This is a genomic window from Bacillus alkalicellulosilyticus (genome assembly GCF_002019795.1).
Taxonomy (GTDB): domain Bacteria; phylum Bacillota; class Bacilli; order Bacillales; family Bacillaceae_F; genus Bacillus_AO; species Bacillus_AO alkalicellulosilyticum.
In genome coordinates this window covers 2,487,349-2,503,227 of record NZ_KV917381.1, presented here as the reverse complement: position 1 = coordinate 2,503,227, position 15,879 = coordinate 2,487,349, and the positions used below count along the sequence as shown (strand labels likewise).

At 36.9% G+C, this 15,879-nt stretch carries 10 protein-coding genes and 2 pseudogenes; 10 read left to right on the top strand and 2 right to left on the bottom strand.

Going from position 1 to position 15,879, the window contains the following annotated elements; all coding sequences use genetic code 11:
• Positions 1-53: 53 nt before the first annotated feature.
• From BK585_RS12615 to BK585_RS12575, 9 genes are all read left to right on the top strand, one after another.
• On the top strand, positions 54-1,349 hold the full coding sequence (locus BK585_RS12615; protein ID WP_245805828.1) for an endo-1,4-beta-xylanase: 1,296 nt from the start codon (positions 54-56) through the stop codon (positions 1,347-1,349).
• Positions 1,350-1,498: 149 nt separating this feature from the next.
• Complete coding sequence (locus BK585_RS12610; protein WP_078553762.1) at positions 1,499-2,515, top strand: endo-1,4-beta-xylanase; 1,017 nt, start codon at positions 1,499-1,501, stop codon at positions 2,513-2,515.
• Between the two features lie 258 nt (positions 2,516-2,773).
• A complete protein-coding gene (locus tag BK585_RS12605) occupies positions 2,774-4,471 on the top strand; it encodes an extracellular solute-binding protein (protein WP_078553761.1) in 1,698 nt (565 codons plus the stop codon).
• A 73-nt stretch (positions 4,472-4,544) separates the two neighbouring features.
• Entirely contained in the window at positions 4,545-6,287 is a 1,743-nt protein-coding gene (locus BK585_RS12600) for a sensor histidine kinase (RefSeq protein ID WP_078553760.1), read from the top strand.
• Complete coding sequence (locus BK585_RS12595) at positions 6,280-7,896, top strand: response regulator transcription factor (RefSeq protein ID WP_078553759.1); 1,617 nt, start codon at positions 6,280-6,282, stop codon at positions 7,894-7,896. The genes BK585_RS12600 and BK585_RS12595 overlap by 8 nt, the downstream gene beginning before the upstream one ends.
• A gap of 42 nt (positions 7,897-7,938) precedes the next feature.
• Positions 7,939-9,051, top strand: a complete 1,113-nt coding sequence (locus tag BK585_RS12590) for a Gfo/Idh/MocA family protein (protein ID WP_078553758.1) — start codon at positions 7,939-7,941, stop codon at positions 9,049-9,051.
• A 58-nt stretch (positions 9,052-9,109) separates the two neighbouring features.
• On the top strand, positions 9,110-10,276 hold the full coding sequence (locus BK585_RS12585) for a Gfo/Idh/MocA family protein (protein WP_078556798.1): 1,167 nt from the start codon (positions 9,110-9,112) through the stop codon (positions 10,274-10,276).
• Positions 10,277-10,297: 21 nt separating this feature from the next.
• Positions 10,298-10,948, top strand: a complete 651-nt coding sequence (locus tag BK585_RS12580; RefSeq protein WP_078553757.1) for a ThuA domain-containing protein — start codon at positions 10,298-10,300, stop codon at positions 10,946-10,948.
• Between the two features lie 144 nt (positions 10,949-11,092).
• Positions 11,093-11,743 carry a YesL family protein gene (locus tag BK585_RS12575; protein ID WP_170885574.1) on the top strand — a complete coding sequence of 217 codons (651 nt, stop codon included), beginning with the start codon at positions 11,093-11,095 and terminating at the stop codon, positions 11,741-11,743.
• Between the two features lie 189 nt (positions 11,744-11,932).
• Here the strand turns inward: BK585_RS12575 and BK585_RS24875 are convergent.
• A pseudogene (locus tag BK585_RS24875) lies at positions 11,933-12,321 on the bottom strand (transposase); the annotation flags it as partial.
• Between the two features lie 45 nt (positions 12,322-12,366).
• Positions 12,367-12,522: pseudogene (locus BK585_RS24870) on the bottom strand (hypothetical protein); the annotation flags it as partial.
• Between the two features lie 395 nt (positions 12,523-12,917).
• Between BK585_RS24870 and BK585_RS12565 the strand changes: the two are divergent.
• A complete protein-coding gene (locus BK585_RS12565; protein ID WP_078553755.1) occupies positions 12,918-15,695 on the top strand; it encodes a glycoside hydrolase family 3 protein in 2,778 nt (925 codons plus the stop codon).
• Positions 15,696-15,879 lie beyond the last annotated feature (184 nt).

Below are 15,879 nucleotides of genomic sequence, written 5' to 3'. Positions count from 1 at the left end.
ATCCGTAAGGTGTATCTAATTTATTCTCTGCCCTGAAAGGAGATACTATTTTAATGATGAAATTTAATGTGAATCATTTTTTACTACTTGTGTGTATATTCTCTTATTGGCTCATTCTTACAAGCTGTCAATCAACTACGGAAAACAACAACATCAGTGAAAAGGAAACAGAGTTACCACTTGAACAGGATGATAACTCAGTTGACAGCGATTCTAATGAAGATATAGCTATAAATGATATTCAACTGGATAATGAGGATGTGTTTGAAGAAGAGGATGATTTGAGGCAACCTTTCGTAGAGGAGGAAATCCCATCCTTAGCAGAGACATATACTGAGTATTTCCCTATTGGTGCAGCTCTAGAACCTTCTCAAACTACTGGCTTACTATCTGAGTTGTTAAAGAAACATGTGAATGTATTAGTTGCAGAAAATGTGATGAAACCTGATGCCATTCAACCATCTGAGGGGAATTATAATTGGGAAAATTCAGATAGAATTGTAGAATTTGCAAAACTAAATGGTATGGAGGTTCGTTTTCATACACTAGTTTGGCATTCCCAAGTAGGTGATTGGTTCTTTAAGGATTTAGACGGCAAACCAATGGTTGAGGAGGAAGATCGTGATAAGCGTGAAGAAAATAAGGAACTACTACTTGATAGATTGGAAACACATATACGTACTATCGTTTCGAGATATAAAGATGATATCAAGTCATGGGATGTAGTCAATGAAGTGATTGAAACAAATGCTCCAGATGGAATGAGGGCAAGCGAATGGTATCAGATTACTGGTACAGCCTTCATTGAGAGAGCATTTGAAGTTGCCCGAGAAGTAGGCGGCCCAGATATCAAACTTTATATAAATGATTACGGAACAGACATACCTGAAAAAAGAGATCGTCTCTACGAACTAGTGAAGGAAATGCTTGATAAAGGTGTACCGATTGATGGAGTCGGTCACCAAACACATATAGATATTCACGGGCCATCTATAGAGTCAATCATTGAATCTATAAAAAAGTTTAATGAACTAGGTCTTGATAATTTGGTAACTGAATTAGATATGAGTATATATTCATGGGATGACCGCAGTGACTTTGGTGATAATATTCCGGACGAGATACTACAGAAACAGGCAACACGATATCAAGAATTGTTTGAAGCGTTGAAAGAGCATAAGGATATGGTCGGTGGTGTAGTTTTCTGGGGTATAGCCGATCAACATACATGGTTACACACATTCCCAGTGGAACGTACGAATGCCCCTTTATTGTTTGATCAGTACCTTCATGCAAAACCAGCATTTTGGGCAGTGGTGGATCCAACCAAACTAGAGGAGGAAGAATGAACAACTGAGTTTTATAACATTCCTTCTTTAATAGTCAGGTGGATAATTGGAGAATCCGAGTGTTTGACAGGTTGTTGGAAATTGTTGAGAAGGATACCCTAACTTTAATTCGCTCGAAAAAATCCTTAGAACAAAACAGGAGGTTACTAATGAACAATTCAAGATCAATGGAGACTATGAAATTGCATGAGGCATTTAAGGATCACTTTCTAATAGGAGCTGCGACTAATCCATGGACATTAAAAAAACAAAGTGAACTGCTAAAGAATCATTTCAATAGTGTAACGGCGGAAAATGAAATGAAGTTTGTTAGTTTACAGCCATCTGAAAATGAGTTTACATTTGACAATGCAGACCTCATGATGTCATTTGCAAAAGAGAATGGTATGGGGGTTAGGGGCCATACTCTCGTGTGGCACAATCAAACGCCAAAATGGGTATTCGAGAAACAAGATGGGAGTCCGATTGACAGAGATGCACTTTTGATGAGGATGAAGTCACACATAGACACTGTAATGAAACGATATAAAGGGGAAATCTATGCATGGGATGTTGTGAATGAGGCTGTGTCTGACAAAGATGATGAAATACTTCGACCTTCAAAATGGCTCGACATTATAGGAGAAGATTTTATCAGTAAAGCATTTGAATATGCTCATGAAGCAGATCCTCATGCATTATTATTCTATAACGATTACAACGAGTCGGTGCCGGAAAAAAGAGAAAAAATTTATAAACTTGTGAAATCACTAAAGGAGAAAGATATTCCGATTCATGGGGTAGGCTTGCAGGCACACTGGAAACTGGAAAACCCTTCCCTCGATCTTATTCGTCAAGCAATTGAGAGATATGCGGAGCTTGGCTTGAAGTTGCATATTACAGAATTAGATGTTTCCGTTTTCGAACATGAAGATAATAGAACGGATCTGAAGGAACCAACGACCGATATGTTGGAGCGACAAGCAGAAAGATACGGGGAACTATTCCAACTGTTAAAAGAATACAGTAGAGACATTACTTCAGTAACTTTTTGGGGAGCTGCAGATGATTATACTTGGCTGGATAATTTTCCAATAAGGGGAAGGAAGAACTGGCCATTCCCATTCGATGAACACCATAAACCAAAACAATCATTCTATGAATTGATTAAAGTTGCTAGATCATAAATACAAACTCCTATATATTGTATAGAAGATATTATTAGAAATACGAAGGTCTTAGCTGTTATTATTTTGCGAAGGCCTTCGTTTTTTAATAATCGGAAAGGAAGATGAATGATACAAGAATAAACATCCTATTTCATAGAATAAAACCAAATAGAAAGTAAGATTCTAAAGATTGGTGTATTGAAAAAACTAGGAAGCGATAGGATAATTGATACTGAAACTCTTTTAATTATTTCATAAAAAGGGGTAATGTTGTAGATGTTTAGATTAAATAGATTAAGTTATTACATAATATTTTGTATTATTATTTTATCTTTAACATCATGCGACAATTCTAGTAAAGAAGGTGCTAGTGAGGACCATAATCCAGAGCACTGGGAAGTTGACTACATTAGAAAAGTTATCTATCAGCACCAAGGTTTAGAGAAGTATACTTCACCTGTTCAGATAACCTTTGTAAGAGAAATGAATAGTCATATCGAAGAGTTATTAGAAGAGTTACCGAATGAAACATTGGAAGATAACCGATGGACCCAGCTATATGAAGAAGTATTAGGAATAGAAATAAAATATGATTGGATTGAAAGTGGACATCTATACCATCAAAAATATTCCGTTGCTCTCACATCTGGAAACTTGCCTGATGTAGTGAGAGTCAATTCTCAACAACTTCGTGAACTAAGTAACGCAGGGTTGATTCAAGATTTGACAACTGTATATGAAGAATTCGCAACCCCTTGGACAAAGGCAGTCATGAGTCAGGAGGGGGATGGTCCATTTGAAACAGCAACGCTAGATGGTAAATTAATGGGTATTCCTGAAGTGGATTCTTCTATAGAAAAAGCACAATTTATATGGATACGAACGGATTGGTTGGATCAACTAGGGTTAGATCCACCGGAAACGATGGAAGATGTGTTGAGTATTTCGAAAGCGTTTACAGAAAAAGACCCAAATCAAAGTGGCGAAGACGATACATATGGACTGGCTATTACCCAACACTTATGGGATCCAGTGATGGGGGTGGCAGGATTCATGGCTGGATTTGATGCCTTCCCGACCATATGGATTGAAAACGATGATGGTGAACTTGTATTTGGTGGTATTCAACCAGAAGTGAAAACCGCATTGGGCGCCCTTCAGGAAATGTATCAAGATGGACAGCTGGACGTGGAGTTTGGTTTTAAAGATGGAAACAAAGTGATAGAACAGATTGCTAATGGTGAGATAGGAATGCTTTACGGGGAACAATGGAGTTCATTTAGAGTAGGAGTTAGTCGTGTAGATGATCCTAGCGCTGAATGGAAGGCTTTTCCCATTGTTTCAAATTCAAATGAATTAGCTAAAATACCATTAAAGTATGGAAGCCATACGTTTTTAGCTGTTAGAAAAGGATATGAAAACCCTGAAGCTATAATAAAACTTATTAACCTCCATTTAGAGAAAAACTGGGGTGGGACAGAAGACTATAAAAATTATTATAGTACACCACACCCAGTGTGGCAGTTGTCACCTGTAACACCTTTTCCAGCTTTAAAGAATTTAGATGCTTACCGTTTACTTAAAGTTGCACATCAGTCTGGGAGTGATTCTGGATTAAATCCTGAAGCTAGATCTATTAAATTCAATATAGATCAATACGTTAAAAATAATAATGAATCAGGGTGGGGCTGGGAGAAGACTTATGGACCTACGGGAGCATTCTCTATATTGGAACAATACGTTCAAAATGATCAATTACTTTATGATCAATTTGTAGGCCCTCCATCTATAACTATGGTTGAGATGAAACCGATAATGGACAATCTCATGCATGACACCTATGTAAATATTATACTCGGCACCCCGCTATATGAATTCGATCAATTTGTAGACAATTGGAATCGAATGGGTGGGGAGAAAATTACCGAGGAGGTAAATCAGTGGTATTGTGAATGGGTGAAAGATGAAAATTAACCATTTTTTAATATTTGCGTGTATTTCACCTTGAATATATTGTAGACGTACCGGAGGGAGTCAGTTGTTCAACATGCCAATTCATTTTTTACGAAAAACTATATTTGTAAGGCTCCTTGTCATGTATCTTGCAGTCATTCTTCCAATAATCATGCTTGGGATATATTTGTATTATTGGAGCTATAACAATGCGAGTGAAGAAATTTCTAGAAATGCACACATCCAATTAAACTCGTATTTATCTAATTTAGAGAGAGAAATAGAATGGATGGAAATTCAGCAGTTCGACATAGTACAAGATAGTGAACTACGAAGAACGGCATTGACTTGGGACATTATGGACAATGTAGATAAAAAATCGAGTATGGATTACTTAGTTCAAAGATTAACTTCTATAAAGAACACCAGTCCTTATATAAAAGATATATATATACACATTGCATCTATTAACAAAACCATATCAGCTGGAAATGCGGTCCATGATTTTGAACAAGAAAAATTTGATTTTATTCATTCTGGTATTCAAGGTAATGAAAGACGTCTAATAAAAAAGGAAGATTCGTTATTTATTTGTACATCGGTGCTGGGGAATACTAGTGTAGATGAGCCTTTAATAGTTGTGAATATTGATTTAGATACAGTATTCCTAAAAGGAACATTGGAATCTTTAAATACCTATCCAAATAGTGGATCTTTCTTAATTTCGGAGGAAATGGGTCTTATCATTGCTACAGGAGAGGAATCAAAACATATTATAAAAGATTATAAAAATGCTTCTCATTCCTCGTCTGATATTATGAAAGTAATCACTATACAAAATGAAAACTACCATATTGACAATGAATACTCTGATAGTTTAGGACTATCTGTTGTTACCTATTTACCAGTAGAGGTGGTGCGACGACCGTTAACTAAGTTTAGTTATTGGGCCATTGTGTTCGCAGCTACCTCTATCATTGGTTTGTTCATCTATGCATTTTTAACTTATAGGTTAGTTCACAGACCACTACTTCTCTTAGTTCAAGGGTTCAAAAGAATGGAGAAGGGGAGACTGGATCAACCAATAGAACATAGTAAAAATGACGAGTTTGGCTTTTTATATGACCGTTACAATAAAATGATGAGACGTCTAAGGATGCTTATTGAGCAGGATTACAAGCAAAAAATGATGATGCAAAAAGCAGAGCTGAAGCAACTGCAGTCACAAATAAATCCTCATTTTTTGTACAATAGCTTTTTTATCTTAAATTCACTCGCAAAAATCGAAGACACAGAAAGAATTGAGTTATTTACAAATATGCTTGGTGATTACTTTCGTTTCATTACTAAAAATGGGGAGAGTGAAGTATCTCTCATTCAGGAAGTTAATCATGCAAGAACGTATACGGAGATTCAAAACCTGCGTTTCTCAAGACGAATTAGTGTTCAATTTGACGAACTACCTAAAGAAATGGAACAAATTAAGGTTCCCCGATTAATTATACAGCCACTCATTGAAAATGCTTTTGAACACAGTCTTGAAAAGAAAGTAGAAGAAGGATTCCTTCACGTTTCTTTTGAAATGAAGGAAGAAACAGAAGCTTTAATTATAGTAGAAGACAATGGAGAATTCATCAGTGATGGAAAAATAAATCAATTATCCCAGAGTTTGCATAATGTGGATGAGACTCAGGAAATGAGTGGTATGATAAATATCCATCGCAGAATTGTATTGACTTATGGAAGTGGGAGTGGGTTGTTCTTGTCCAGAAGTCACATGAAAGGGCTAAGAGTTGAGGTTCGAATTATATTAAAAAAGGAGAATTTGAATGTATAGACTACTGATTATAGACGATGAAGAGATCATAACGGATAGTTTATATGAAGTATTTTGCCGTTTTATGCCTGAACAACTAGATGTTTGTAAAGCGTATTCAGGGAAAGAAGCCCTAGATTGGATGAGGCGTACAAGAATTGATATCGTACTCACAGATATTGCGATGCCAGGAATGAATGGATTGGAATTGATGGAGAAGATCCATACATATTGGCCAAGGTGTAGAATAATCTTTTTAACAGGGCACAGTAATTTCGAATATGCGTATAGGGCAATTCAAGAGAACGGTGTTCGATACTTATTGAAAACAGAAGGGTATGATAAAGTTACCGAGACTGTTAACGATGTAATGAGTGAACTGAAACGTCAAACAAAGGATAGTAGCTTATTGGAAAAATCCCGTGAGCAGTTGTATGCTTATGAATTTATGATACAAGGAAACTATATTAGACACCTGCTAAGTGATAGTAAAACCGTATGTATACAAAACGAGATAATGGTTGAATTCCAGAAATTAAATATTACATTAGATGCAACCAAAAATGTTTATGTTGTCCTCGGTCGATTGTCAATTCCTGAAGAGAAGTCCTATTTAGAGATTACCGAATACCTCTCTTCAGTCAGAACAATAATAGATAATCATTTTACCGGAAATATACGCTGTATCAGTATTGTAGATAAATATGGTGATATATTGAGCTTAATTCAGCCTGAGCCTGATGCAGAGGAAATATTAGGACAATACATCCTCCCATATTTGGAAGGTACTTTGGAAATTATACAAGAAGAGAGTTTAAATACCCTTGGCTTAAAAATCTTGTTTACTGTAAGTGGAGAGGGGACTGCTTGGCAAGGAGTTACGAGAACGTACGAACGCTTACGACAGTTACTACAGCAAAATATTGGAGATAGCATTCCAATGATTTTAAGGGATAGTAATAATCAAGATTTTGAGAATATAAGAAATGAAAGAATTGACTTAACGAATAGGATTGAAATTCTTTCTTCTCATTTAGAAACCAACAGGCAAGAAGATTTCCACAAAGAATTGGAGGGAATTGTAAGCGAGGTCCAGGATACAAATGTTTTTCAAATGACAGAAACATATTTTTCTATCGCTATTGTCATATATTCCTATATCAACAGGATAGGCTGGCAAAATAGGATTGAGAATATTGAGAAATTACTTAGGTTAGATGACCACATCTCCATATTAGAAGGATTTTATTACTTAAAAGAAATTGCAGATAAAGTTTTTGATGTGAAACAAACGGATGAACAAGATCGGGCATCGTTAATTGTAGAGCGGATATGTAGATATATTGAAATGAATTTGAGAGAGGACCTCTCGCTTGTTAAATTAGCAGAAATCCATTATTTTAATCCATCCTATTTATCGTACTTCTTCAAACAAGAGACAGGTATGAATTTATCAGAATATATCGAGAAGTGTCGAATTAGAAAATCAAAAGAGTTATTGTCACAGGGAGAGTTGAAAATAAGGGAAATTAGCACTGCAGTAGGCTATAATGCAGCTCATTCATTCACTCGTTTTTTTAAAAAAGTAACAGGTAAAACTCCAAAGGAATATCGGGATTCCCTTTATTAATGAAATCTTAAAAATTCATTTACATAAAAGGTGGCTTGTTAAATGAAAAAACTTAAGGTAGGGATTGTAGGTTGTGGAAATATAAGCCAAATCTATTTTGAGGCGGGTAGGAAGTTTGACATTTTAGAAATTGTGGGATGCGCAGACATCACTAAGGAGAGGGCATGGCATAAGGCGAAGGAGTTCGGTATTCAAAAAGCATGTTCAGTGAAAGAGCTATTAGTTGACCCAACTATTGAGGTAATTGTGAATTTAACGATACCTAGTGTACATGCGGAGATAGCTCGAGCAGCTCTCGAAGCTGGAAAACATGTATATGGTGAAAAACCATTAACTATTTCTTTAGAAGACGGCAAAGGTATTCTAAATCTAGCAGAAAAAAAAGGCTTGAGAGTTGGAAATGCCCCTGACACATTTTTAGGTGCAGGAATCCAAACTTGTACCCAAATAATTGATGATGGAATAATCGGAAAGCCAGTAGCTGTTACAGCATTTATGATGTGTCATGGACATGAAAATTGGCATCCTGATCCTGAATTCTATTATCAAGAAGGTGGTGGCCCAATGTTCGATATGGGCCCATACTACCTTTCAGCCCTCGTGTGTATGCTCGGGCCAATTAAGCGGGTAACAGGATCTACTCGAATTTCATTCCCAGAGAGAATAATTACAAGTCAAAGAAAAAAGGGGCAAAAAATCGTTGTAAAAACTCCAACACATATTTCAGGTGTGATAGATTTTGAAAGCGGTGCCATTGGTAGTATTATTACTAGTTTTGATGTCTGGGACCATCAGATGCCCTTTATTGAAATATACGGGGAAGAGGGAACGATGCGTGTCCCTGACCCTAATTCATTTGGTGGACCAGTACTAGTAAAAAGATTCGATGAAGACGACTGGTCTGAAGTACCTTTAGTAAATGGGTTTACCGGAAACGACAGAGGATTAGGGCTTGCAGAGATGGCAGTGGCCATTCGAAAATCTCAAAAGCACAGAGCAGATGGAAACCTTGCCTATCATGTCTTAGAAGTGATGCAAGGCATTCATATGTCATCCAATGAGGGCAAACATTATCACCTTCACAGTACTGCTCATCGGCCAAAGCGCTTACCAGTAGGTATCAATATAGCTAATTTTAATGCTCTATTATCTTAATATGATAATTTTATAGTTAATAAAAATAAAATGAAGTAGGTGAAAAATTGTGTCTACTATGGAGAAGAAAGAATTAAGAATTGGAATGGTCGGGTATCAGTTTATGGGGAAGATGCACAGTCATGCCTATCGTGATTATCCATTTTACTTTGACGCAGAAATAAAACCAGTCTTACAGGCGATTTCAGGAAGAAACGAAACAGCAGTAAAACAAGCTGCTGAACAAATGGGATGGGCATCGTATGAAACAGATTGGAGATCTTTAATACAACGAGATGATATAGATATTATTGATATTTCCACCCCGAATCACACACATGCTGAGATTGCCATTGCTGCTGCTGAAGCAGGGAAACACATTATTATTGAGAAGCCGCTTGCCATGACAGTGGAAGAGGCAGAGCGAATGTATGATGCAGTAAAGAAGCATCAAGTCAAACACATGATCTGTCATAACTATCGTTTTGCACCAGCAGTTCATTATGCCAAAAAGCTAATCGATGAAGGTCGCTTAGGTAAAATCTATCACTTTCGAGGGAATTATTTACAAGATTTTATAGCTGATCCGAATTTTCCTCTTGTTTGGCGTTTGCAAAAAGAAGTCTCCGGTTCTGGTTCTCTAGGTGATATTGGTGCTCATAGTATAGACCTTGCACGATTTTTGGTGGGTGAATTTAAGGAAGTGGTTTCCATGATGGAAACATTTGTGAAGGAGAGACCAATAGCTTCTGCTTCTGGGGGACTAAGTGCAAAAGCAGCGGATCATAAATTAGGGCAAGTTACAGTGGATGATGCAGTTGCATTCTTAGCACGCTTTGAAAATGGAACAATGGGAACCTTTGAAGCAACACGTTTTGCTCAAGGAAATCGAAATAAAAATAAGTTCGAGATAAACGGTGAAAAGGGTTCCATACGGTGGGATATGGAAAATATGAACAATCTAGAAGTATATTTAGCAGAGGACGAGCCAGGGCTCCAAGGATTCCGTTTAATAAACTGTACAGAGGAACATCATCCCTATGCTGGGGCGTATTGGCCAGCTGGTCATATTATTGGATATGAACATACTTTTATTAATTTAGTTCATGAATTTTTCCATTCACTTGCACATGGAATACAGCCCAAACCTGATTTTGAGGATGGGGTAAGGAACCAAAGAGTGCTGGAAGCTGTTGAAAAGTCTGCAAAATCGAAGCAATGGGTTACTGTAAAGGGCAGTAAATAAAAGCGGAAGAGGGGAACATAGATGAAAAAAGCTTTAATCTTTCAAGGTGGTTGGGATGGACATGAGCCAGCACAGGTAGCTGAAATTATAAAAGATATCCTAAAAAAAGAGGCGTTTGACGTAACAGTAACAGATACTTTAGAAACACTTCAAAAGGAAGATTTATCGATCTATGATTTAATTGTACCAAATTGGACACAGGGAACGATTGAACGGGATCAACTCACCCCACTTCTTGAGGTAGTCGCTAAAGGGACGGGATTGGCCGGGTTGCATGGTGGAATGGGAGACTCTTTTCGGATGGAAACAGACTATCAATTTATGGTGGGCGGGCAGTGGGTTGCTCACCCTGGAGATGATGGGGTGACGTATACCGTTAACATAAAGGATGAAGATCATCCTTTAACGAAGGGAATGAAAGATTTCCAAGTAATTTCAGAACAATATTATATGCATGTAGATCCGGCTATAAAAGTACACGCTACTACTCGTTTTCCGAATGCAAAAGGTCCATACGTTTCAGATGATGAAATAGATATGCCTGTGGTATGGTCGAAAAAGTGGGGACAAGGAAAAGTCTATTACTGCTCATTAGGTCATGTAGCGGAAGTTGTCAGAATGCCAGAGGTAATGGAATTAATGAGAAATGGTATGGTATGGGCATCGAGGTAATTTAGTGTTGAGGTTTCGATACGTATCCATCACTTCTTGTGTTCCCTGTCGAATCATTACCATCGTTCGTTAACAGAGCCCTCTAGGTAATTGAAAATATGCACTAGGGAGAATGAAATTGAGTAGAATCAGGGAGGAATGTTAATGGAATTTAGAGGCGTTATGGGTGGATTATTCAGAATTTCTGAATGGATAACAAGATTAGCATATATTAATATATTGTGGATTTTCTTTTCTATAGTTGGTTTTTTAGTCATTGGATTTTTCCCCTCAACTGTTGCAATGTTTACTGTAATGCGTAAGTTAGTTATGAGGGAAGTGGACATTCCTATTTTCATGACATTTTGGTTAACTTTTAAGAAAGAATTAGTTAAAAGCAATATCTTAGGATATATAGTTAGTACATTAGGAATTGTCTTGTATATTAATATTACTTTTTTACAACACAGTGATACAAATATTAGTTTCTTATTAATTCCAAACATGATGATAGCCTTACTTTTTTTACTAACAATACTTTATGTTTTCCCTGTTTATGTACACTATGAATATAGTATTATGGCAGTACTAAAAAACTCCTTACTCTTAATGATTATTCATCCCATTGCTACAATGAGCATGATTATTGGCAGTTTTACGATTCTCATCGCATTAAACGTACTACCTGCATTTTCGTTCTTCTTTAGTGGTAGTGGATTTGCACTACTGTTTACGGCTATATCATTATGGGTTTTTGATAGAATACTTCAGAAAAAACAGGTAGAAACTATAAAATTAAGCGACGCACAAAATTAGAAGAATATATGTATGTCAGAACTAGAATAATGATTTGTGAGGATACTGCTTTATGGAAAGATAGTTGTTTACTACAGCATGGTTACAAAATGCTCTATATAATAAAATTTACAATAGCTTTTACACAAACTCTCCTTCAATAACGTTGAATAAGGAGAGTTTTTTTTATACTTTAAGACAAACATGCATCGAACTTAATAACGAAAAATCAACCGGAATAAAGGTTGCACCATCTGTCCATCCAAGAGTAAGCATACGAAAACCTTTATAAAAGCGCATTTTTTGAGAAGCCTGATCAAAACAACGTGCTAGTAATTCTACTGACTTACTACGATTACGATTATAGGAAGAATCGGCTAAAACCAATACTTTAGGGCGATTGTGATCCGTTAGTTTTGTAACATTTTAATCGTGTGAGCACTAAGGAACGTTAAGAAACATCTCCACGAAAAAGTAGATTGATTCAAAAAACGAAAAACGGTATCTTTTGCTGGTAAATCAGCAGATTTCAAACTTTCTTAAGTTCGAAACCAGTTCTTATTTTCAAAGATTAAACAAAAAATTAATGGTAACAAAAAGACTGTATCTGCCCTTTTAATCAATGTCCGAATTTTTGTCGGAAGTAAAGTGAAAGTTACAAATAGTGATAAGATTACTTCAACTGATATTCGGGAAGGTACCCATTGAAGAAATAAATTAAAATAATAAATAAAGATACTACCAATGACCAGAAAAAAATAAACAACATTCGCACCAATGATTGAATAGTATCTGAACATCTTTCTATAAAATTCCTGAACCCTTAATTCCCATAATGTTTTAATATCCATTAATACACCCATACTTTCATGCATTTTCTTAAAAACATAAAATGCACCAACTATTTATCTATCTTCACTTCCAAATAAGAATTACACTTCCTGAAATTCAATTCCTAATTGAACTATATATCTAAAAGTTCCTGCCTATACCTGGTTACGTTTACGTAAGTCCATTTATTAAATATCCATTTTCAAGCTAACAAATAACATGTTTACACCTAATGTCGTGTTAATGATAATAAACTTTTTAGCAAGGCTCGAATTAGCATATTCCAAACCACTTACTGGATCGAAAGCCCGAGAAGAGATAAAATGAAGTAGAGTATTAAACAGCTAAGGAGGATATTTTTAATATGAAAAAATATACGCTTGATTGGAATCGATATACTGAGTTGGCGCGGACTGCAGTTGCAGAAGGTGCCGTTTTATTAAAAAATGAAAATAAGACACTACCAATAAAGGCAGGAACGACGATTTCCATTTTCGGACGCAGTCAGTTTAATTATTACAAAAGCGGGACAGGCTCAGGTGGGATGGTAAACGTATCGTATGTGACAAGTCCGCTTGATGCTTTGAAAGATTGTTCTGATATTCATGTAAATCAATCGCTACTTCAAACTTATGAAGCTTGGCTTGAGGAAAATCCATATGATAAAGGTGTAGGTTGGGCTGGTGAACCATGGTCTCAAAAAGAAATGCCTGTAACTGATGCGGTGGTTGCTGATGCAGCTAAAAATTCTGATATGGCGCTAGTTCTAATTGGGCGAACGGCTGGTGAAGACCGTGATAATTCTGCAGATCCTGGGAGCTATCTACTAACGGATGAAGAAAATAAGATGATTGAGTTGGTTACAAAGGAATTTTCAAAGACCGTGGTCATCTTAAATGTTGGAAATATTATTGATATGAAATGGTCCATCGACTATAACCCAAGTGCTATCATCTATGGATGGCAAGGTGGAATGGAAGGCGGTAATGGACTAGTTGATGTTCTGACAGGCAAAGTGAATCCATCTGGAAAATTACCTGATACGATTTCTCATTCTATTGATGATCATCCGTCAACGGTAAACTTTGGTCATAAGGACAAAGGAATCTATCAGGAAGATATTTATGTAGGGTATCGTTATTTTGAAACGTTTGCCAAAGATAAGGTGCTTTATCCATTTGGATTTGGTTTATCCTATACAAGCTTTGCAACGGAGGTCATTGAAGCTACAGAAAAAGAAGGAATCATTACGTTAAAAGTCGATGTTACAAATACAGGTGAGTTTAGTGGGAAAGAAGTCATTCAGGTTTATGTTGAGAAGCCGCAAGGTCTCCTAGGAAATCCTTCACGCTCACTCGTTTCTTTTGCAAAAACGAAGCTTCTTGAAGCTGGAAGTAAACAAACCCTTCAATTGTCCATCCCTGTTAAAGATTTTGCATGCTATGATGATAGCGGAGTAACCGGATATAAATCTACTTACATATTAGAAAAAGGTTTGTACCGTATCTATGCAGGGACAGATGTCAGATCGGCAAACCCTGTCTTTGACTTTAATGTAGAAGCGGTACAAGTAATAGAAACGTTAAGTGAAAATATGGCACCTGTTACATCATTCCAAAGAATTAAACCAAAAGTGGATGAAAATGGGTACAAGGTAACTTATGAGAATGTACCATTGCGTACAGTCGATATACAGGAAAGATATTTAAATGAACGTCCACCTAGTCACGAATACACGGGTAACCATGGCCATAAGCTGACAGATGTTTACCAGGGTAAGATTTCTCTAGATGCTTTTCTTGAACAGTTAACCGATGAAGATCTTGCCTGCATCGTTCGTGGACAAGGAATGAATTCTCCGAGAGTGACACCTGGAACGGCTGGTGCCTTTGGAGGGATTTCGGATCGACTGAATGAGTTGGGCATTCCAGCAATTTGCTGTGCGGATGGTCCATCGGGCATTCGAATGGACATTGGTACAAAAGCATTTTCATTACCAAATGGTACGCTTTTAGCCTCTACTTTTAACTTGGAGTTAAACGAGGAGCTATTTGAGATGACTGGGCTTGAGATGCGTAAGAACCGAGTGGATACGTTGCTTGGACCAGGTATTAATATTCATCGTAATCCATTAAATGGACGTAACTTCGAGTATTTTTCTGAAGACCCTTATCTTACAGGCAAGATGGCAGTTGCCCAGTTAAACGGGATGCACCGAGTAGGGGTAACAGGAACACTTAAACATTTTAGTGCGAATAATCAAGAATTCCACAGGCACGACATCAACTCTATCGTCTCTGAAAGAGCATTAAGAGAAATTTATTTAAAAGGTTTTGAAATGGCAGTGAAAGAAGGCGGAGCCTACTCCATTATGACAACTTATGGTGCAGTCAATGGTATCTGGACTGCCGGACTTTATGATCAAAATACCCGTGTTCTTCGTGACGAATGGGGATTTGATGGAATTGTTATGACGGACTGGTGGGCTAAAATTAATGATGAAGGTGAAGCTGCGAATCGACATAATACAGCTGCTATGGTTCGTTCTCAAAATGATTTGTATATGGTTGTTGGAGAGCCTAATGCGAATCCGTTTGAAGATAATACGATTTCTTCTATTGGTGAGGGAACACTAACAAGAGGAGAACTGTTACGGAGTGCAGCTAACATCTGTACATTTATTATGCGTACTCCTGCTTGGGAACGTACACAAGGTTTACATGATGGTTCGATTGATGTGATTGGACTAGATGAAGAGGTTGAACAAGAGCTTGATTTTGATGTTACATACCAGCATGTGAATGATGGTGAAAGCATTGGTCTTAAGGATATTGATACATCTACTGGGAGTTCCCATGCATTGGCCATCTCAGTGGACCAAGCTGGAATGTATGAGGTGACGCTAACGATACGTTCCTTTGCGGGTGAACTTGCTCAGATGCCTGTTACATTAATTGCAAATAATACGCCAGCAGCAACATTCACTTTTAACGGTACCGGAGGGGAATGGGTATCTCAAACCAAGCAGGTATTTTTCATGAATCAACATAATTATCTAAAGCTCTTCTTCACACTTGGCGGTCTTGAACTGAAAGAAATCACATTTAAACTGGAAAATTCCTTTAGTGCGAGAAATATGTAAGCCCAAGTGTAATAATATGAAAGCTGTCTTATAATAGGCAGCTTTTATACTATAAGTAAGGACATTCTCTTAATTGATTACAAAAATCAAGATGGGGTAGTTGAATAGATTGCTTTACATGAAAAATAGAAAAAGTCTATACTGACTTTTTAGTGCAGAGAATGCAAGGTATTCATTGTTTTCT

What these genes read in the sequence shown, in the direction of transcription:
- BK585_RS12615 (WP_245805828.1), top strand. Translation starts at nt 54, where the DNA reads ATGATGAAATTTAATGTGAATCATTTTTTACTACTTGTGTGTATATTC.
- BK585_RS12610 (WP_078553762.1), top strand. Translation starts at nt 1,499, where the DNA reads ATGAACAATTCAAGATCAATGGAGACTATGAAATTGCATGAGGCATTT.
- BK585_RS12605 (WP_078553761.1), top strand. Translation starts at nt 2,774, where the DNA reads ATGTTTAGATTAAATAGATTAAGTTATTACATAATATTTTGTATTATT.
- BK585_RS12600 (WP_078553760.1), top strand. Translation starts at nt 4,545, where the DNA reads ATGCCAATTCATTTTTTACGAAAAACTATATTTGTAAGGCTCCTTGTC.
- BK585_RS12595 (WP_078553759.1), top strand. Translation starts at nt 6,280, where the DNA reads ATGTATAGACTACTGATTATAGACGATGAAGAGATCATAACGGATAGT.
- BK585_RS12590 (WP_078553758.1), top strand. Translation starts at nt 7,939, where the DNA reads ATGAAAAAACTTAAGGTAGGGATTGTAGGTTGTGGAAATATAAGCCAA.
- BK585_RS12585 (WP_078556798.1), top strand. Translation starts at nt 9,110, where the DNA reads ATGGAGAAGAAAGAATTAAGAATTGGAATGGTCGGGTATCAGTTTATG.
- BK585_RS12580 (WP_078553757.1), top strand. Translation starts at nt 10,298, where the DNA reads ATGAAAAAAGCTTTAATCTTTCAAGGTGGTTGGGATGGACATGAGCCA.
- BK585_RS12575 (WP_170885574.1), top strand. Translation starts at nt 11,093, where the DNA reads ATGGAATTTAGAGGCGTTATGGGTGGATTATTCAGAATTTCTGAATGG.
- BK585_RS12565 (WP_078553755.1), top strand. Translation starts at nt 12,918, where the DNA reads ATGAAAAAATATACGCTTGATTGGAATCGATATACTGAGTTGGCGCGG.